At 71.5% G+C, this 16,923-nt stretch carries 16 protein-coding genes and 1 pseudogene; 12 read left to right on the forward strand and 5 right to left on the reverse strand.

What is annotated here, in order from left to right; translation table 11 throughout:
- The first annotated feature begins 159 nt into the window (after positions 1 to 159).
- The 4 genes from PV963_RS29250 (at position 160) to PV963_RS29265 (ending at position 5,917) form a co-directional block, all read left to right on the forward strand.
- Positions 160 to 2,922, forward strand: coding sequence for an ATP-binding protein (locus PV963_RS29250; RefSeq protein WP_274818921.1), 2,763 nt, complete (start codon positions 160 to 162; stop codon positions 2,920 to 2,922).
- 50 nt (positions 2,923 to 2,972) lie between these two features.
- Positions 2,973 to 3,884 carry an MEDS domain-containing protein gene (locus tag PV963_RS29255; protein ID WP_274818922.1) on the forward strand — a complete coding sequence of 304 codons (912 nt, stop codon included), beginning with the start codon at positions 2,973 to 2,975 and terminating at the stop codon, positions 3,882 to 3,884.
- A gap of 77 nt (positions 3,885 to 3,961) precedes the next feature.
- On the forward strand, positions 3,962 to 4,444 hold the full coding sequence (locus PV963_RS29260) for an ATP-binding protein (protein ID WP_274818923.1): 483 nt from the start codon (positions 3,962 to 3,964) through the stop codon (positions 4,442 to 4,444).
- Positions 4,445 to 4,600: 156 nt separating this feature from the next.
- Positions 4,601 to 5,917: an Nramp family divalent metal transporter gene (locus tag PV963_RS29265; RefSeq protein WP_274818925.1), complete on the forward strand. Its 1,317-nt coding sequence runs from the start codon at positions 4,601 to 4,603 to the stop codon at positions 5,915 to 5,917.
- Between the two features lie 14 nt (positions 5,918 to 5,931).
- Here PV963_RS29265 and PV963_RS29270 read toward each other — a convergent pair.
- The 5 genes and pseudogenes from PV963_RS29270 to PV963_RS29290 form a co-directional block, all read right to left on the reverse strand.
- A pseudogene (locus PV963_RS29270) lies at positions 5,932 to 6,185 on the reverse strand (fibronectin type III domain-containing protein); the annotation flags it as partial.
- A gap of 24 nt (positions 6,186 to 6,209) precedes the next feature.
- Positions 6,210 to 6,599, reverse strand: a complete 390-nt coding sequence (locus PV963_RS29275; protein ID WP_274818927.1) for a hypothetical protein — start codon at positions 6,597 to 6,599, stop codon at positions 6,210 to 6,212.
- On the reverse strand, positions 6,599 to 7,030 hold the full coding sequence (locus PV963_RS29280; RefSeq protein WP_274818928.1) for a DUF3592 domain-containing protein: 432 nt from the start codon (positions 7,028 to 7,030) through the stop codon (positions 6,599 to 6,601). The genes PV963_RS29275 and PV963_RS29280 overlap by 1 nt, the downstream gene beginning before the upstream one ends.
- Positions 7,031 to 7,032: 2 nt before the next feature.
- On the reverse strand, positions 7,033 to 7,587 hold the full coding sequence (locus PV963_RS29285) for a hypothetical protein (RefSeq protein WP_274818930.1): 555 nt from the start codon (positions 7,585 to 7,587) through the stop codon (positions 7,033 to 7,035).
- A 19-nt stretch (positions 7,588 to 7,606) separates the two neighbouring features.
- A complete protein-coding gene (locus PV963_RS29290; protein WP_274818932.1) occupies positions 7,607 to 9,166 on the reverse strand; it encodes a hypothetical protein in 1,560 nt (519 codons plus the stop codon).
- 380 nt (positions 9,167 to 9,546) lie between these two features.
- Here PV963_RS29290 and PV963_RS29295 point away from each other — a divergent pair, with 380 nt between their 5' ends.
- The 8 genes from PV963_RS29295 (at position 9,547) to PV963_RS29330 (ending at position 16,452) form a co-directional block, all read left to right on the forward strand.
- Positions 9,547 to 10,380, forward strand: a complete 834-nt coding sequence (locus tag PV963_RS29295; protein ID WP_274822146.1) for a hypothetical protein — start codon at positions 9,547 to 9,549, stop codon at positions 10,378 to 10,380.
- Positions 10,381 to 10,468: 88 nt separating this feature from the next.
- A complete protein-coding gene (cpaB, locus tag PV963_RS29300; protein ID WP_274818934.1) occupies positions 10,469 to 11,176 on the forward strand; it encodes a Flp pilus assembly protein CpaB in 708 nt (235 codons plus the stop codon).
- A 9-nt stretch (positions 11,177 to 11,185) separates the two neighbouring features.
- Positions 11,186 to 12,442 carry an AAA family ATPase gene (locus PV963_RS29305; protein ID WP_274818936.1) on the forward strand — a complete coding sequence of 419 codons (1,257 nt, stop codon included), beginning with the start codon at positions 11,186 to 11,188 and terminating at the stop codon, positions 12,440 to 12,442.
- Complete coding sequence (locus PV963_RS29310; RefSeq protein ID WP_274818938.1) at positions 12,439 to 12,843, forward strand: pilus assembly protein; 405 nt, start codon at positions 12,439 to 12,441, stop codon at positions 12,841 to 12,843. The genes PV963_RS29305 and PV963_RS29310 overlap by 4 nt, the downstream gene beginning before the upstream one ends.
- Before the next feature lies 1 nt (position 12,844).
- Positions 12,845 to 13,204: a TadE/TadG family type IV pilus assembly protein gene (locus tag PV963_RS29315; protein ID WP_274818939.1), complete on the forward strand. Its 360-nt coding sequence runs from the start codon at positions 12,845 to 12,847 to the stop codon at positions 13,202 to 13,204.
- Between the two features lie 28 nt (positions 13,205 to 13,232).
- On the forward strand, positions 13,233 to 14,570 hold the full coding sequence (locus PV963_RS29320) for a CpaF family protein (RefSeq protein ID WP_274818940.1): 1,338 nt from the start codon (positions 13,233 to 13,235) through the stop codon (positions 14,568 to 14,570).
- Positions 14,571 to 14,588: 18 nt separating this feature from the next.
- Positions 14,589 to 15,533, forward strand: a complete 945-nt coding sequence (locus PV963_RS29325) for a type II secretion system F family protein (RefSeq protein ID WP_274818941.1) — start codon at positions 14,589 to 14,591, stop codon at positions 15,531 to 15,533.
- A 31-nt stretch (positions 15,534 to 15,564) separates the two neighbouring features.
- Positions 15,565 to 16,452 (forward strand): DUF5936 domain-containing protein, encoded by an 888-nt coding sequence (locus PV963_RS29330; RefSeq protein ID WP_274818942.1) that lies wholly within the window; start codon positions 15,565 to 15,567, stop codon positions 16,450 to 16,452.
- The last annotated feature ends 471 nt before the right edge of the window (positions 16,453 to 16,923 follow it).

Here is a 16,923-nt window from a genome sequence, read left to right on the forward strand (position 1 = left end):
CGCGTGCGGCGTGGCGGTCGAGCTGTCCCGGCGGAAGTGCACCCACGGGTGTGACCCGGGCGTGCATATATGTACGTGGCGGGGGAGAGTGAGGGTCCGCGCAAGAGGAGCCGGAGTGCCCGGATCCTCGGAGAACACCCCCCAGAGGACTGGCTGCTCATGGGCGGATCAGCGCCACGACGGGACCACCAGCTGCCGGTCGAGACGACCAGTTTCGTCGACCGGCGTGGCGAACTGACCCAGGGCCGCGAGCTGTTGGCCCGCGCACGGCTGGTGACGCTGACCGGGCCGGGCGGCGTCGGCAAGACCCGGCTCGCCGCGCGCATCGCGGCCCGGGTGCAGCGGGCCTTCCCGGACGGCGTGCGCTTCGTGCACCTCTCCGGGCTGCACGACCCGGCGCTCGTGCCGCTCGCCGCCGCCGACGCGCTGGGGCTGCACGACCACTCCGCCCAGCCGCCGCTGGACGCCCTCGTCGAGCAGGTGCGGGACCGGCGGCTGCTGCTCGTCGTCGACAACTGCGAGCACCTGGCGGGCGCCTGTGCGCACCTCGCCGCGGCGCTGCTGCACGGCACCGGGGGTGTCCGGATCCTCGCCACCAGCCGGCACCGGCTCGGCCTCACCGAGGAGCACCTGCTGGAGGTGCGGCCGCTGCCGGTGCCCGACCCGGACGGCGACCTCTCCGCCGCCGAGGCCTTCCCGGCCCTCACGCTCTTCGCCGACCGGGCCGCCGCGGTCACCCCCGGCTTCCGCCTCACCCCGGACAACCGCGCCTCCGTGGCCCGTCTGTGCCGCCGCCTGGACGGCCTCCCCCTCGCCATCGAACTCGCCGCCGTCCGCATGCGCGTCCTCGACGTCGACCAGCTCCTGGACCGCCTCGACGACCGCTACCGCTTCCTCACCACCGGCAGCCCCGCCGCCCTGCCCCGCCACCAGACCCTGCGAGCGGCGGTCGCCTGGAGCCACGACCTGTGCACCGCCTCCGAGCAGGCGGTGTGGGCCCGGCTGTCGGTCCTGGCGGGCAGCTTCGACCTGGAGACGGCGGAGGCGGTGTGCGCGGACGACACCGGGGAGCCGGAGGCCGGGTGGGGAACGGGCCTGGCGCCGACGGAGGGTCTCGTGCGGGGTGGCGGAAACCTGGCCGGCGGGCCGTTCGTGGGTGGCGTCCAGGGCGGAGCACCTTCCGCCGTGCCGTCGGGCGGCGCCCGGTTCGCGCGCGGCTCCGGTGAACCTACCCGGCCCGCACGAGCGCTCGCCGGGACCCTGACACTGCCCCCGCTCGACGGGGGTCCGGGGAACGCGGTGCCGCCCGTGCCGGGTCCGCCCGGCGCGCCCGTGCCGTTGCCCGTGATGCGCCCCGAGTCCCTCATCGCCTCCCGCCCCGAGGGCAGCACCGTCGACGGGCTGACGCTGCCCACGCCCGTGCCCCACCCAGGCGGCCTCGCCTCGCCCCCGCCGCCCGCAGACACCGCAGGCGCCCTGGCTGCCCGATGGCCTGCCCCGGCCCTTCATGCCGACGACGTGCTCGACGCCGTCGCCGGGCTCGTGGACAAGTCCGTGTTGTGCCGGGAGCCGGGGCCCGGTGGGGTGCGGTACCGGATGCTCGACACGCTGCGGCAGTACGGGCTGGAGCAGTTGCGGCCGGCCGTCGGGGAGGAGGACGCTGTCCGGCGGCGGCAGCGGGACCGGATGCTGCGGTGGGTCGAGGAGTGTGAGCGCGGCTGGTTCGGGCCCGGGCAGCCGGAGACCGTCGCCCGGCTGCGTGCCGACCGGGACAACCTGCGCGCCGCCCTCGACTTCAGCCTCTCCACGCCGGGCGAGGCACTCGCCGGGCTGCGGCTCGCCGGCACCCTCTGGTTCTACTGGCACGCCTGCGGCGCCCCGCGCGAGGGCCTGTACTGGCTCGACCGGGCCCTGGGCGCCAACCCGGAGCCGACCCCGGAGCGGGCCCGCGGCCTGTGGGTCGCCGGGCTGCTCGCCGCCGCCACCCAGGACTTCCCCCGCGGCCGCCGGCACGCCAGGGACGCCCTCGCCCTCGCCCGGCTCCTGGGCGACGCCGCCGAGGCCGCCCACGCCGAGTACGTCATCGGCGTCCTGAGGCTGTTCGGCGACGACCTGCCCGGCGCGCTGCGGCACTTCGAGACCACCGTCGCCCGCGGCCCCGTGCCCGGCCAGCACCTCAGCGTCGTAGGCCTCGGCCAGGTCGAACTCGCCTGCGCGCTGGGGTTCCTGGGCGAGGCCGACCGGGCCGTCGAGGTGTGCGAGCGGGCCCTCGGGCTGTGCGAGCGGCACGGCGAGCAGTGGGTACGGTCGTACGTGCTGCGCATGCTCGCCCTCGCGCACAGCGTGCGCCGCGACTGGGCCCGGGCCGAGCGGCACGCCCGCGAGGCCCTGCGTCTCAAGCTCGCCGTCCACGACGTCATAGGCATCGCCCTCACCCTGGACCTGCTCGCGTCGATCGCCACCGAACGCGGCGCCCACCGGCACGCGGCCGTGCTGCTGGGCGGCGCCGACCGCGTCTGGGCCGACATCGACGCCGCCCGCTGGGGCGCGCACACCCTCAACTCCGTACGCCGGGACAGCGAGGAGCGGGCCTGCCGGGCCCTGGGACGGGAGGCCTTCGAACGGGCCCACCGGCGCGGCGGGAACCTCGGCCTCGCCGAACTCGTCGGCCACGCGCTCCAGGAACCGGCCCGCCCGCACCCCGGTGGGTCCCGGGCCCCGCACGACGACACCGCGGTCCGTCTCACCCGCCGCGAGACCGAGGTCGCCCGGCTCGTCGCCGAAGGCCTCGCCAACCAGCAGATCGCCGACCGTCTGGTGATCGCCCGCCGCACCGCCGAAGGCCATGTCGAACGCATCCTCAGCAAGCTCGGCTTCAGCAACCGCAGCCAGATCGCCGCCTGGGTGACGGCACAGCGCTGACCCGCCCTGCCGCAGAACCCCGCCCGTACCGCAGACCTCGAGGGGAACCCATGACCACCCGACAGCCCCCCACGCCCGCCGCGTTCGACCACCGCATGGCCGTCTTCGACACCGACGACGACTTCGTGGCCGCCGCCCTGCCCTTCCTCGGCGAAGGCCTCGCCGCTCCGGACGAACCACCCCCCGTGGCCATCGCCGACCCCCGCAACCTGGACCTGCTGCGGGACGCCCTCGGCGGGGACGCGAAGGACGTCACCTGCATCCCGCACACCGACTGGTACACCGGCTCCGCCGCCAACGCCGTCGCCCAGGCCGCCTCCTACCTCACCGCCCACGCCGCACCCGGCGGCCGGATCCACCTGCTCATGGAACCCGTATGGAGCGGCCGCGCCGGCCGCTCGGCCCGCGAGACCACCGAGTGGATCCGCTACGAGGCCCTCGCCAACCTCCTCTTCGCGCCCATGGCCACGACCGCCCTGTGCGCGTACGGCATCCGCACCGCCGGGCCCGCCGTCGTCGCCGCGGCCCGCCGCGCCCACCCCGGCACGGAGGTGTACCAGGACCCGGTGCGGCTCGCGGCCGAACTCGACGCCGTACCGCTGCCGCTGCCCCCGGCCGGCGCTGAGCCCCTGGCCGAGCCGCGCGCCGCGGCCGTGCAGGCCTGGGCGGAGGGGCGGGGGCTGCCCGCCGCCGACGCCGAGTTGTTCGCCACGGCCGTCGCTCAGACGGCGGCGGCCCTGGCGCCCCTCGACGGCACCGCCCTGCTGTGGGGCGAGGCGCCCGCCTGCGTCTGCGAACTGCGCTCGGCCCGCCCCGTCGGCGACCCGCTCGCCGGCTTCGTCGCGCCACCGCCCACCGGCCCGGAACCCGGCCCGGGCCTGTGGTACGCGCGCCAGGTCTGCGCGTACGTGGACATCCGCGACGACGCCGGGGGAGCCACGGTCCGCCTCCAGTACGGGTGACCCCACCCGCACATGCAGGTAGGGGATCGGGTAGTCCTCCCCCTGTGCCGGGCCGGCCCCCGGGACACCCTGGAGCCATGCTGCAATTCTCCGGGCCCCACCTCCCGGACCCCGACGCCAGGCACGGCCCGTTCCCGCAACCACCCCTGGGGGCAGGCCACCTGAGCGTCGAGTACGCCCCGGAGCCCTGCGCCGTCCGCGAGGCACGCGCACAGGTGCGCAGGCAGTTGGAGGGATGGGGGCTCGCGGAGCGCGGTGAGGTGGCGGACGTGGCTGAACTGCTCGTCGGCGAACTGGCCACCAACGCCCTGGTGCACGCCGAGAGCCGCTTCCGGCTCATACTCTTCGCCGCGCACGGCGTACTGCGCTGCGAGGTCGCCGACACCGAACGCCGCGTCCCCCGGGTCCTGGACGCCGGCACGGGGGAGAGCGGCCGCGGGATGTTCCTGGTGGACGCGCTGGCCCAGCGCTGGGGCTGCCACCGGGACGGGCCGGGCAAGACCGTGTGGTTCGAGCTCGGCACGTGCGGATCGGACGGCTGTGGTCGGCGACAGCCGTGACGCTCCGCTGGGCAGGACCCCAGGCCGGGCCCCGGCGGTGTGCCCAGCCGGGGCCTGTCCCGGGCCCCGTTCGGGAAGGTGCCTTGTACGCGCATCACGTGAAGATCCGGTCACGCCCTCTTGTCCCACAGGCGCCTTTGGGCTTTCTTGACCTGCATGGCGGACACCACGGGAAACACCACGGACCACGAGGCGTCGCAACACCCCCCGCAGCGTAAGGCGAGTTGGAAGTACATCGGCCCGGGCATCGTCGTCGCGGCGACCGGTGTCGGCGCCGGCGACCTGGTCGCCACGCTGATCGCGGGCAGCAACTTCGGTTACACCCTCCTGTGGGCCGCGATCATCGGCTGCCTGGTGAAGATCTCGCTGGCCGAGGCGGCGGGCCGCTGGCATCTGTCCACGGGCCGCACCCTGTTCGACGGCTGGGCCAGCCTCGGCCGCTGGACCACCTGGTTCTTCGCCGTCTACGTCGTGGTCTGGGGCTTCGTCTACGGCGCGGCGGCGATGTCGTCGAGCGCGCTGCCGCTCCAGGCGCTGTTCCCCGACGTGATGGACCTGAAGTGGTGGGGCATCGCCTGCGGTCTGGTCGGTCTGGTCTTCGTCTGGTTCAACAAGTACGCGGTGTTCGAGAAGGTCATGACGGTCCTGGTGGGCGTCATGTTCCTGGTGACGGTGTACCTGGCGATCCGCGTCACGCCCAACATCCCCGACGCGTTCGCGGGCCTGCTGCCGGTGCTGCCCGACGAGAAGGACTCGATCCTCAACACCCTGGGTCTGATCGGCGGCGTCGGCGGCACGATCACCCTCGCGGCCTACGGCTACTGGGTCAACGCCAAGGGCTGGACCGATACCGGCTGGATGAAGGTCATGCGCCTGGACAACCGCGTCGCCTACGCCACGACCGGCATCTTCGTGATCGCCATGCTCTTCGTCGGCGCGGAGCTCCTGCACTCGGCGAACATCGCGATCGCGAGCGGCGACAAGGGCCTGATCCAGCTCGGCGACATCCTGGAGAAGGAGTACGGCACGGCGACGGCGAAGTTCTTCCTGATCGGCTTCTTCGCCACGTCCTTCACCTCGCTGATCGGCGTCTGGCACGGCGTGAGCCTGATGTTCGCCGACTTCGTGGCCCGGCTGTCGGGCAAGGGACAGGCCAAGGGCGAGGAGGTCGCCTCGGGGACACGCGAACGCTCCTGGCCCTTCCGCGCCTACCTGCTCTGGCTGACCTTCCCGCCCATGATCCTCCTCTTCGAGGGCCAGCCCTTCCGGCTGATCATCATCTACGGCGTCCTCGGCGCGGCCTTCCTGCCCTTCCTCGCCGGCACGCTGATCTGGCTCCTGAACTCCCCCCGCACACCCAGGGAATGGCGCAACGGCCCGCTCAGCAACGCGATGCTCGGCGTCGCGGGCCTGCTGTTCCTGATCCTGTGCGTGAAGCAGATCTGGGACCAGCCGTGGGGGGAGTTCTTCTAGAGACGCGGTGCGAGGAAGGAGTACGACGTCGAGGCCGCCAGGCCGGTCACCGTGGCGGACGTGCGAGACCGCCGCCACCTGCGTGCCGTCGCGGTAGACGGTGTAACCCGTCGCGCCGGAGACCGCGTTCCACGCCGACGACACCGACGAGGACGTCGTACCCGAGACGTTCAGACCGCTCGGCGCGGCCGGGATCCGTCGGGCCCGGGTCCGTGCCGCCGCCCCCGTCGGGGCCGAACACCGACACCTCGTCCGCGTAGTACGCCGCCGTGCATCCAGACCGACACCACTGTCAAGAGGCCCAGACCAACCTGTCCAGCAGCAGCCCCATCGCACACCCCGCCAGCAGCACACCCGTCGACATCCACAACGCCGGCCCCGCCGGGTCCAGCACACCCGGCCGCAGCGCCAGCAGCAGCACCTGCGCCGCCGCCGGAACCGCGCACGCCGCCGCCAGATGCCGCACCGGCATCTGACGCCACGGCTCCGGATGCACCCGCGCCGCCGCCCACGTGGCGAGCACGACACACACCAGGTTCGGCAGGTGCACCAGCGCCAGCGCGGCACCGAACGAGCCGACGCCCCGCGGGCCGACCAACGGGCCGTACACCAGAGTCATCTGGACGTACTCGCTGACGACCAGGACCACGATGCCGACGGCCCAGCAGCGGACGAGCGCCATCAACCGCTCCCGAAGATCTCGAAGTAGAGCAGGACCGCGAAGCCCAGCGCGGCCATGCCGCAGCCCGCGACCAGGGCGAGAGCCTGGAGCACCGGGGACCAGCTGCCCCGGCCCGCCACCGTCGCCGTGCCCTGCGGATCGCGCGGGTCGTAGGTGACGGTGACCCGGGTGCCCTTCGTCGTCGACCAGCCCGCCAGGTCCTCGAACTCGACCGGCGTGCCGTCGGCCGTACGGAAGGCGAAGAAGTGCCGCCTGGCGTCCGAGCGGTGGTACGGCTCCGTCTCCACCCGGACGCACTCGCCCTCCGCCCGCACCCCGCCCCGCAGTACCCGCGTCACCGTCACCAGCCGCCGCGCGTACTTCCACGACAGCGCGCCGAACAGCGCCACGAGCAGCGCGAGTACGACGTAACCGGCGCCCGGCACCTCCATGGCTAGTGCACCTCGACCGAGTCGATGATCCGGTCCAGGTCCCCGTCCGGCAGGGAACCCCGCTGCGCGTCGATCCGGACCGCGAAGGCGGAGTCGGTCGAGTCCAGCCCGGCCAGGATCACGCCCCCGACCGGGGTGCCCTTCGGCGGGCCGCCGTCCTCGCCGGTCGCCTTGAAGGTGAAGTCGATCCGCTTCGCCTCGTCCGCGCCGGCCAGCTCCACGTCCTTGTGGCCCTTGACGTCCGCGCCCATCTGGATGCCCGCCTCGGCGGCGATCGCGGCCTGCTCGGCGGAGTTCGCCTCGGTGAAGCCGAGCTGCACGGTGATGACCGAGACCTTCCTGCCGCCTTCCGTGCGCACCGCAGCCGCCGCGTTGTGCCTGCCGCGTTCGCCGGCGCCCTGCTCCTCGTAGCCCTTCGGGTACGAGACGTCGACGCCCTTGGTCCTCAGGGTGCCCCAACCGTCGGGCACCGAGCCCGCCTCGGAGCTCGCGCAGCCGGTCAGGGCCACGGCGGTCGTCAGCAGGGCGGCGGCCAGATGGGCACGGCGGGTCTTCATCGGCTTGGGCTCCGTCTCGTCAGTTCGCACAGTAGCTGTAGGGAAGATAGGAGCGACCGTCCCCGCGGGGCGCACCCAGGAACTGGGCGTCGGTCAGTGTCTCCGACTTCTTCTCCGTGCTGATCGTCATGCCCAGACTGAGCCCGAGATTCAACTCGAATCCGTACTCGGCCGCGTTCACCTCGCCGGTGTACGTCATCCGGCTCGACCTGCCCTTGTCGAACATCAGCTGTCCGAAGGGGTCGCCGGCGCCCGGGCGGGTCGTCGGCGCGTGGTCGTCGAACATGTACTGGAAGGGCGTGGCGACCTGCTCGTTGTTGCTGTCCAGCCACCGCTCGGCGACCGCCCGGTCCGCGTCGCCCTCGGGGCCGGGGTCGAAGCTGACGGAGTTGGTGACGATCTCGATGCCGGTCTGCGAGTCCGTGCCCTTCACACCGGCGTTCCCGCCCCGCTTGTCGCCGTCCTTCCTGCCGTTGTCGCCGCCGGCCTTGGCGCCGTCCTTCTGACCGCCCTCCTCGACGGTCCGGGTCATGTCGACGCGGACCAGCTTGTTGGTCTCCTTGTCGTAGGTGACCGTGATGGTGCCGGTCTGCGTCGTGTTCGCCGCGTACTCGCCGCTGAGCGGGCCCGCCTCGTAGCCCACCTTGGAGCCGTACTCGATGGACGAGGAGTACGTGTACGACTTGGTGTTCTTGTAGGCGTTGTCGGTCCAGGTGACGTCGGGGGAGTACTTGAAGGTGCCGCCGAGCGCGGCGCCTAGCTTCTTCTCGTCGCCCGCCGAGATCTTCAGGCCCGCCGACGCCGAGGCCTCCAGACCCACCTTGCCGTAGGTGATCTTCCGGTTGTCGCCGAGGTTCTCCTTGATCCGGTTCTGGGTGTCCTCCTCGTCCTTGAGCGGCCCCTTCCCGAAGAGATAGGCGATGCTGTCGCCGAGGCTCGCCTCCGCGCCGCCCGGCATGGTCCGCCGCATCTCGTACATCTGGAGCTTCTCCACGTCGTCCCGGAACCGCTGGGCCTCCTCGGGGCTCTGGAAGACCCAGGTGTCGCCGTTGGTGACCTTGATCCCGAGCCCGAGCTCCACCTTGTCGGCGCCGAACCGGCCCACCTTCATACCGGGTTTGAAGTCCTTCTTCGCGGCGACGGACGCGGCGTCCGTGAAGGTCAGGTAGACGAGCTGGTCCTCGTCGTCGACCTTGCCGTCGCCGTTGACGTCCGTGTTCGCCTTGATGTGCTGCTCCTGGAAGCCGTACTCCTTGCCGATCTCCCAGAAGAAGATCTTCGCCTTGGAGCCCGCCTTGTCGGTGACGGAGGAGACCTGGCACAGCGCCGGTTCGAAGTCGGCGTCGGTGAGGGGCTTGCCCGGCCCGGTCCCGCCCGGCCCGCAGTTGCCGTCGCCGGCCACCCTGCAGATCTGCGCGGCGATCTTGTCGTGGATGAGCTGACCGACGCCGGTGGCCGAGACGGCCAGGACGATCGCGGCGCTGACGACGACCATGCCGAGGTACTCGGTCCCGGTCGCGCCCCGGTCATCGAAGACCGGTCCGTGTCCGTACGTCCGTATGCCGCCCCCGCGAGCCATACGGCACCCTCCTTGCCCGAGCCGCGTGCCTTGGACGGCGAGCGTAGGTACCCGTCGCTCCGGATGGCGTGGGCCTCAGGGCCCAAACGGAGACCCACCGTCAACACTGGGCCCTCTGAGTCCCCCGCCCGGGACCGCCCGCGCCGCGCCGACGACCGGCAAGATGCTCAACCTGCCCCGTTTTGGCGCATCTTGTGCAACGGCAGTTGCTCTCCAGCTACACAAACGCTGTTCTCCGGTCACAGAGCCGTGGATACAGTGCTGAGGTAGTCACGCAGTGAAGTCACCGAGGCGTGCGGGAGTAACACCCGGCGCGCCGACGGGCATGGGGAAACGGGGAGCTGCGCGTGCCAACTGCCATTGCCGTGACCAGTGCCGACATGGCACTGCCGCCACAGGACGAACGCACCCTGCCCGCCGTCGTGCTGCGGGACGTCGACCGGCGCCCCCTGGAACAGGCGCTCGCCGAAATGCAGGCCCTGGTCGAGCACCACGGGCATGTGATCGTGGTCTGCTCACAGGCCGCGCCCACCGCCGTGCAGCGACGGCTGCACACCCTGCGCTCCCTCATGGAGAGCGACCGGATCGCCCTCTTCCGCCCCGACCTGCCCCCGCTCGGACTCGCCGTCCTGGCCCGCCAGTTACGACAGCTCGCGTCCTGCGACATCAGCCCCGGCGTGCTCGCCTCGGCCGGGCGGCTGCTCGTCCACTACATCCACGCCGGGGCGCTGCTCAACTCCGTCGCCCGGCTCGACCACGTCCCCGTCGGCCTGAAGGCGCACGCCAAGTCCTGGGTGCCCGGCAGCCAGTTCGGCGTCCTCGCCCACCCCGAACCGCAGCTCGTCAGGATCACCCCCGAAGCCGCCCTCCCCGGCCCCGAGTTCGGCACCTGGATGCTTCTCGCCAAGGGCCAGCTCCAGTCCGACTGGGTCACCGGCACCCTCGCCCCGTCCTGGAAGGTGCAGGGCCTGCGCGAGACCCCTCTCCCGGCCGAATCACCCGGCTGGTGGGGCACCGGCAAGCTGATCGAGTTCTGCAGCTACCTGCCCGACCTGTCGGTCCTCTACCAGCTGGTCACCTCCGTACGGCGGACCCGCTGCCACTGGTGCGGCATCGACGTCATCGGCGACCGCTGCGTGTTCTGCTCGGCCACGCCGCCCGTCCACGACAGCCCACCCCTCAAGCAGCTGGAGAACCGAACGGCCGTCGGATGAGCCCTGACCGCCCTGACAGCCCTTGCACCGCTCGTCAGCACTGCTCCGTTCCCGCTCGACCGATATCCCCAACGAGGTTGTACGGTTCATGAATTCCCGTCAGCGCCGCGGCGTGATTCTCCTGCTCCTGTCGGTCGTCTGCGCCCTCGGCGCCTTCACCGGCGTGCTGTCCGTCATCAGTGACGTGAAGTCCAAGGTGGGCCCCGAGGTCACCGCCTACCGGCTGAAGTCCGACGTGCCGCCCTACACCACCCTCAGCACGGGCCAGTTCGAGAAGATCAAGATGCCCGAACGGTGGCTGTCGGACAACGCGGTCACCGACCTGCGCGAGATCCAGGGCAAGATCGCCGTGACCAGGCTGCAAGCGGGCTCCCTGCTCCAGTCCGACATGATCGTCCGCCAGCCGGCCCTCCAGCCCGGCCAGCAGGAGGTCGCCATCATGATCGACGCGGCGACCGGCGTGGCCGGCAAGATCACGCCCGGCTCCTCGGTCAACGTCTACGCCACCTTCGAGGGCGAGCGCGAGGGGGACCCCGACCAGTCGAAGATCATCGTGACCAACGCCAAGGTCATCGACGTCGGCGAGCTCACCGCGCTGAAACCGGACGAGAACAACCGCACCCGGCAGGCCACCGACGCCGTCCCCATCACCTTCGCGCTGTCCGCCCTCGACGCCCAGCGCATCACCTACGCCGAGTCGTTCGCCCAGCGGGTCCGGCTCGCCCTGGTCGCGCCCGGCAGCGACACCACCGTCCCCGAGCAGGACCGGACGTACGAACTCGCGAAGGACAAGTGAGAGGCTCGCATGCCCACGAGGATCCTCCCGGCAGTCGGTGACGCGGACGCGGTCCGGTCGATCACGACGCTGCTCAGCCAGCTCCCGGACGCCGAGCCGGTGGCCCCGGTGGTCGACTCCACCCAGCTCATCGACACCCTCGCGCGGCTGGCCGCCGAGTCCGTCGACGAACTGCCCGAGGTCGTGGTCGTGCACGAGCGCATCGGCCCGGTCCCCGCGCTGGAGCTGATCCGCGAAGTCGCCCTGCGCTTCCCGGCCGTCGGCGTCATCCTCGTCACCTCCGACGCGAGCCCCGGCCTCTTCCAGGCAGCCATGGACTACGGCGCCCGCGGCCTCGTCGCCCTCCCGCTCAGCTACGAGGAACTCGCGAGCCGCGTCCAGGCGGTCGCCCAGTGGTCGGTCGGCGTACGACGGCACCTGGGCGCCGGCGGCGACGTGTTCACCGGCGTCGGCGGAACGGTCGTCACGGTCAGCGGCGCCAAGGGCGGCGTGGGCGCGACCCTGACGGCGATCCAGCTGGCCCTCGCCGCCCAGGCCTCCGGCCGCAGCACGGCCCTGGTCGACATGGACCTCCAGACCGGCGACATCGCCTCCTACCTGGACGTCCAGTTCCGCCGCTCCGTCGTCGACCTGGCCGCCATCACGGACATCTCCCCGCGCGTCCTGGCCGACGCGGTCTTCCGCCACGACACCGGCGTCGCACTGCTGCTCGCCCCCGCCGAGGGCGAACGCGGCGAGGACGTCACCGACCGCGCCGCCCGCCAGATCGTCAGCGCCCTGCGCTCCCGCTACGAGGTCGTCGTCATCGACTGCGGCGCCCAGCTGAGCGGGGCGGGGGCGGCGGCCGTGGAGATGGCGGACAGGGCGTTGCTGATCACCACCCCGGACGTGGTCGCGGTGCGGGGTGCCAAGCGGGCGGTGCGGATGTGGGACCGGTTGCAGATCCGCAAGGCGGAGGAGACGACCGTCGTCGTCAACCGGCACAGCCGCGGTACGGAGATCCAGCCGCCGCTGATCCAGAAGATCACCGGCACGGCGGTCGCGGCCACCGCGATCCCCGCCAACTTCAAGGAACTGCAGAGCGTCGTGGACGCGGGCCGGGTTCACGAGCTGGAGAGCAAGAGTGCGGTGAAGCAGGCGCTGTGGGGCCTGGCGGGCGAGCTGGGTCTGGTCAAGGTCTCCGAGGGGGCACAGAAGGCGGGGAGGTTCCGGGGTGGGGACCGGGGGGCTGTGAGCTTTCGGCGGAGGAGGGACGGAGGGGGATGAGGATGCGGGCGCCCTTGGCGCGGGAGCGGGAGCGGGAGCGGGACCGGGGACAGGTCACCATCGAGTTCCTCGGTATGACACCGACGATCATCGTGACGCTGGTGGTGCTGTGGCAGCTCGTGCTGGTGGGATACACGTTCACGCTCGCGGGGAATGCCGCGGACGAGGCGGTGCGGGCGGCGACGGCGGCGGAGTACGACCGTGAGGGCAAGTGCCAACAGGCGGGACTGGACAAGCTGTCGGACGCGTGGCGGTCCGGCGCCGAGGTGAGCTGCGGGGGCTCCGGCTCCGGTTACCTCACCTCCGACGTCAAGCTCCAGGTCCCCGTCCTCTTCCCGGGCACGATCGCCTTCCCGTTCACGGTCAAGGGCCACGCGGGTGCGGTCGAGGAGGCGAAGTGAGATGTCGTACGACCGTAAAGTGCGCGATCGCGGCCAGGTCGCCCTCGAGTACCTCGGGTTCCTCCCGATCCTGCTGCTCGTCGCCATGGCAGCCGTACAACTCGGCCTGATCGCCTACACGGCGCAGCAGGCGGGGACGGCGGCGCGGGCGGGAGCGCGCAGTGCCTCGCTGGACCCCGGAACCGCGCAGCAGGCCTGCGCGAACGCGGTCAGCGACTGGCTGGCCGACAGGACCTCCTGCTCGGGTGCGGAGTCGGGCGAGGAGGTCACGGTCACCGCCACCGTCACCATCCCCTCCCTCGTCCCCGGCTGGGAATTCGACCCGGCGCGCAAGACCGCCACGATGCCGCTCGACCACTGACCATCGGCGAACGAGGAGCACCGGACCCATGAGCCTGCGAGCACGCATCAACTCCCCGGAGGAGAACGGAAACCGGGGCGAGGACGGCCACATGGTCGCCTCCTACCGGGCCAAGCTCCTGGAGGAGATCGACCTCGCGGAGATGAGTTCGCTGGCCGCCGCCGAGCGCCGGGCACGGCTGGAGCGGGTGCTCGGGCACATCATCAGCCGCGAGGGCCCGGTCCTGTCGACGGTGGAGCGCTCGCAGCTGATCCGCAGGGTGGTCGACGAGGCGCTGGGCCTGGGCATCCTGGAACCGCTCCTGGAGGACGCCTCCATCACGGAGATCATGGTGAACGGCCCGGACGCCATCTTCGTGGAGCGCGGCGGCCGGGTCGAGCAACTGCCCCTGCGCTTCGCCTCCAACGACCAGCTCATGCAGACGATCGAGCGGATCGTCTCGACGGTCAACCGGCGCGTGGACGAGTCGAACCCGATGGTCGACGCCCGCCTCCCCTCCGGAGAGCGCGTCAACGTCATCATCCCGCCCCTGTCCCTGACGGGTGCCACCCTCACGATCCGCCGCTTCCCCCGCTCTTTCACGCTCCAGGAGCTGATCGGCCTCGGCTCGCTCGACGAGCACATGCTGTACCTGCTGGCGGGCCTGGTGCAGGCGAAGTTCAACGTCATCGTCTCGGGCGCGACGGGCACGGGAAAGACGACCCTGCTGAACGCGCTCTCCGGACTCATCCCCGAGGGCGAACGCATCATCACCATCGAGGACTCCGCCGAACTCCAGCTCCAGCAGGCCCACGTCATCCGCCTGGAGTCCCGCCCGCCGAACGTCGAGGGCAAGGGCCAGGTCACCATCCGCGACCTGGTCCGCAACTCCCTCCGTATGCGCCCCGACCGCATCGTGGTCGGTGAGGTCCGCGGCGGCGAGTCGCTGGACATGCTCCAGGCGATGTCGACGGGCCACGACGGCTCGCTCGCCACCGTCCACGCCAACAGCGCCGAGGACGCGCTGATGCGGCTGCAGACCCTGGCGTCCATGTCGGACGTGGAGATCCCCTTCGTGGCGCTGCACGACCAGATCAACAGCGCGGTGGATGTCATCGTGCAGCTGACCCGGTTCGCGGACGGCGCCCGCCGTATCACCGAGATCGCGCTGCTCGAAAGCCACGGCAGCGAGCCGTACCGACTGGTCACGGTCGCCCGCTTCAATGCCCAGCCGATGGCGGCGGACGGGCGCATCTACGGGGCGTTCGCATACTTCCCGCTCCCACGCCGCATCGCCGACCGCCTCTACATGGCGAGTCAGCCCGTCCCCCAGGCCTTCGGCATCGCCCAGTCCGCGGACGAGCTGGCCACCCGAGAAGCCAGGTAGGAGAAGAGAGCCGCCCCCATGGATCTGCAATCCCTCGTCACGCTCACCACCGGCATCACCCTGCTGACCTGCGTCCTCGCGGTCGTGGGCCTGCACTCCTACGCCATGGGCAAGGCACAGCGGCAGGCGCTCGTCGACCGTCTGTCGGCCACCGGCCAGATACCGGTCGGCGGCCGTCGCCGCCACTTCCGCAATCTGGACCGCCGCCTGCGCCGCACCAAGCTGGGCAGGAAGCTCGAACTCCGCCTGGCGGCGACGGGCCTGGACATCACTCCGGGCGAGTTCTTCGTCTACATGCTCGCCACGGTCGCCGGCCTGTGGCTGATCGGCCAGGTGGCCCTGGCCCCCTTCTTCGGCCCGCTCGCGGGCCTGCTGGGCATCTGGGTGGCGGTGCAGTTCCTCAACTGGCAACGCCAGAAACGCATCGAAAAATTCATCAACCAGCTCCCCGAGCTGGCGAGGATCCTGGCCAACGCCACCCAGGCCGGACTGGCACTGCGTACGGCGATCGGGATGGCTGCGGAGGAACTGGAGGCGCCCGCGGGCGAGGAACTGGGCAAGGTGGCGGCCCAGTTGGCGGTCGGCGCGTCGATGGACGACGCACTGGGCGAGCTGGCGGACCGCCTGCCGTCCCGCGAGCTCGTCGTCCTGGTCACCACGCTGGTGCTGTCGAACCGGGCGGGCGGTCAGGTGGTGAGCGCGCTGCGGAACCTGACGGAGACGCTGGAGGAGCGCAAGGAGACGCGACGGGAGGTTCGGACGCAGTTGTCGCAAGTGAACATGACGTCGTACGCGGTGCCGGTGCTGGGCGTGGGCGCCTTGTTCTTGTTGAACGCCATCGAGGACGGAGCGCTGGACCGCATGACCGGGTCGCCGGTCGGTCAGGCCTGCGTGATCATCTCGTTCGGCCTCTACGCCATCGGGTTCTTCCTCATCCGCCGCTTTTCCCGCATCGACGTCTGAGCCACCGAGTCACTGGAGAAGGAGCGCCGCGATGGGACTTCTGCTGGCACTGGTCATGGGCCTCAGCGTGTGGGGCATCTTCGCCGGCCTCCGCATCTACCGCGCAGAGGCCAAACTTCCAGGCGACCTGGCGGTGGCACTGGAGGTCGGTTCGTCCCGCACCAGCGCCGTGGGCTCGCTCGTCGATCGGCTCGGCATGCGGTACGCGCCTGCCGTCCTGCGTCTGATGGGCCCCAAGCAGGTCGCCAAGTACCGCCGCAAAATCGACCTCGCCGGCAACCCCGGCGGTCTCACCATCGACCGCTACGCGGCCCGGCGCGCGGTGTACGGGGCGATCGGCGGACTGGGCGGTCTCATCGCGCTCAGCGAGGGAAGCCTCTTCAGCGCGCTGATCATGTTCGCCTTCGCGGCATTCTGGGCCGAGGTCGGCATCTGGTCGGCGATCCGGATCCGCAAGGACGCCATTGAGCGGACACTGCCGGACTTCCTCGACGTCCTTGCCGTCGTGGTCAGCGCGGGACTCGGCTTCCGCCAGGCGCTGGACCGCGTCGCGTCCAAGTACGAAGGTCCGTGGGCCGACGAACTCCGCATCACCCTGCGTCAGATGGACCTCGGCATGAGCCGCCGTGAAGCCTTCGCGGAGCTGCGGCGACGAAATGACTCGGAGCAGGTGGCCATGTTCGTGACGGCGCTGCAGCAGGGTGAGGAGCTGGGCGCCCCGATCGTGGACACCCTCGTCGCGCTCGCCCAGGACATGCGCCGCACGGATGCGCAGAGCGCCCGCCGAAAGGCCGCACGCGCGGTTCCCAAGGCCACGTTGATGATCACGACGTTCATGGTCCCGGCCACGATGATCCTCCTCGGCGCGGGGATGCTGCTCGGTTCCGGCACGGACTTCAGCACGATCATGGGCGAGTAGGGCGGGGGGCGACAGGATGTCGACGACGAGGGAGCGGACCAGGCTGCTGCGCCGCCGTCCGAAGCCATCGGAGATCACGACACCTCCGGCGGGCACGGTCCTGCCGGATCACGTGAGGACGGGAGCCCCGGACATCCCGGTGACGTACGCGACACCGGCCCTCCCACCGGGGTGGGTCCCGGCAGACGCCCCGGCCCCCGCGGACGCCGTCCGGCCCGACGGAAGCGGGGATGCCGTCCCCGAGCGGACGGTGCGGATCAGGCGGGGGCTTCGGCGGGAAGCGGCGGCGGCCCGGACGGACGCCACGCCGCCGCCCACACAGCGTCCGACGGCGGTACCGGCGAACGACCGGCCGCCGACGCGAACCAATGACCGGGCGACGGCGGACAGGCACCACCGGCCGGCGGCGGATGCGCGGGGCGGCCTGGCGGCGGATGCGAAGGGCGGGCCGAGGGCAGCGGCGAACGGCGG

It is taken from the genome of Streptomyces coeruleorubidus (assembly GCF_028885415.1).
In the GTDB taxonomy this organism is placed as follows: Bacteria; Actinomycetota; Actinomycetes; order Streptomycetales; family Streptomycetaceae; genus Streptomyces; species Streptomyces coeruleorubidus_A.

Bases quoted from the DNA above. Each gene is read 5' to 3' on its own strand.
- PV963_RS29250 (WP_274818921.1), top strand. From the start codon at position 160: ATGGGCGGATCAGCGCCACGACGGGACCACCAGCTGCCGGTCGAGACG.
- PV963_RS29255 (WP_274818922.1), top strand. From the start codon at position 2,973: ATGACCACCCGACAGCCCCCCACGCCCGCCGCGTTCGACCACCGCATG.
- PV963_RS29260 (WP_274818923.1), top strand. From the start codon at position 3,962: ATGCTGCAATTCTCCGGGCCCCACCTCCCGGACCCCGACGCCAGGCAC.
- PV963_RS29265 (WP_274818925.1), top strand. From the start codon at position 4,601: ATGGCGGACACCACGGGAAACACCACGGACCACGAGGCGTCGCAACAC.
- PV963_RS29275 (WP_274818927.1), bottom strand. From the start codon at position 6,599: ATGGCGCTCGTCCGCTGCTGGGCCGTCGGCATCGTGGTCCTGGTCGTC.
- PV963_RS29280 (WP_274818928.1), bottom strand. From the start codon at position 7,030: ATGGAGGTGCCGGGCGCCGGTTACGTCGTACTCGCGCTGCTCGTGGCG.
- PV963_RS29285 (WP_274818930.1), bottom strand. From the start codon at position 7,587: ATGAAGACCCGCCGTGCCCATCTGGCCGCCGCCCTGCTGACGACCGCC.
- PV963_RS29290 (WP_274818932.1), bottom strand. From the start codon at position 9,166: ATGGCTCGCGGGGGCGGCATACGGACGTACGGACACGGACCGGTCTTC.
- PV963_RS29295 (WP_274822146.1), top strand. From the start codon at position 9,547: ATGGCACTGCCGCCACAGGACGAACGCACCCTGCCCGCCGTCGTGCTG.
- cpaB (WP_274818934.1), top strand. From the start codon at position 10,469: ATGAATTCCCGTCAGCGCCGCGGCGTGATTCTCCTGCTCCTGTCGGTC.
- PV963_RS29305 (WP_274818936.1), top strand. From the start codon at position 11,186: ATGCCCACGAGGATCCTCCCGGCAGTCGGTGACGCGGACGCGGTCCGG.
- PV963_RS29310 (WP_274818938.1), top strand. From the start codon at position 12,439: ATGAGGATGCGGGCGCCCTTGGCGCGGGAGCGGGAGCGGGAGCGGGAC.
- PV963_RS29315 (WP_274818939.1), top strand. From the start codon at position 12,845: ATGTCGTACGACCGTAAAGTGCGCGATCGCGGCCAGGTCGCCCTCGAG.
- PV963_RS29320 (WP_274818940.1), top strand. From the start codon at position 13,233: ATGAGCCTGCGAGCACGCATCAACTCCCCGGAGGAGAACGGAAACCGG.
- PV963_RS29325 (WP_274818941.1), top strand. From the start codon at position 14,589: ATGGATCTGCAATCCCTCGTCACGCTCACCACCGGCATCACCCTGCTG.
- PV963_RS29330 (WP_274818942.1), top strand. From the start codon at position 15,565: ATGGGACTTCTGCTGGCACTGGTCATGGGCCTCAGCGTGTGGGGCATC.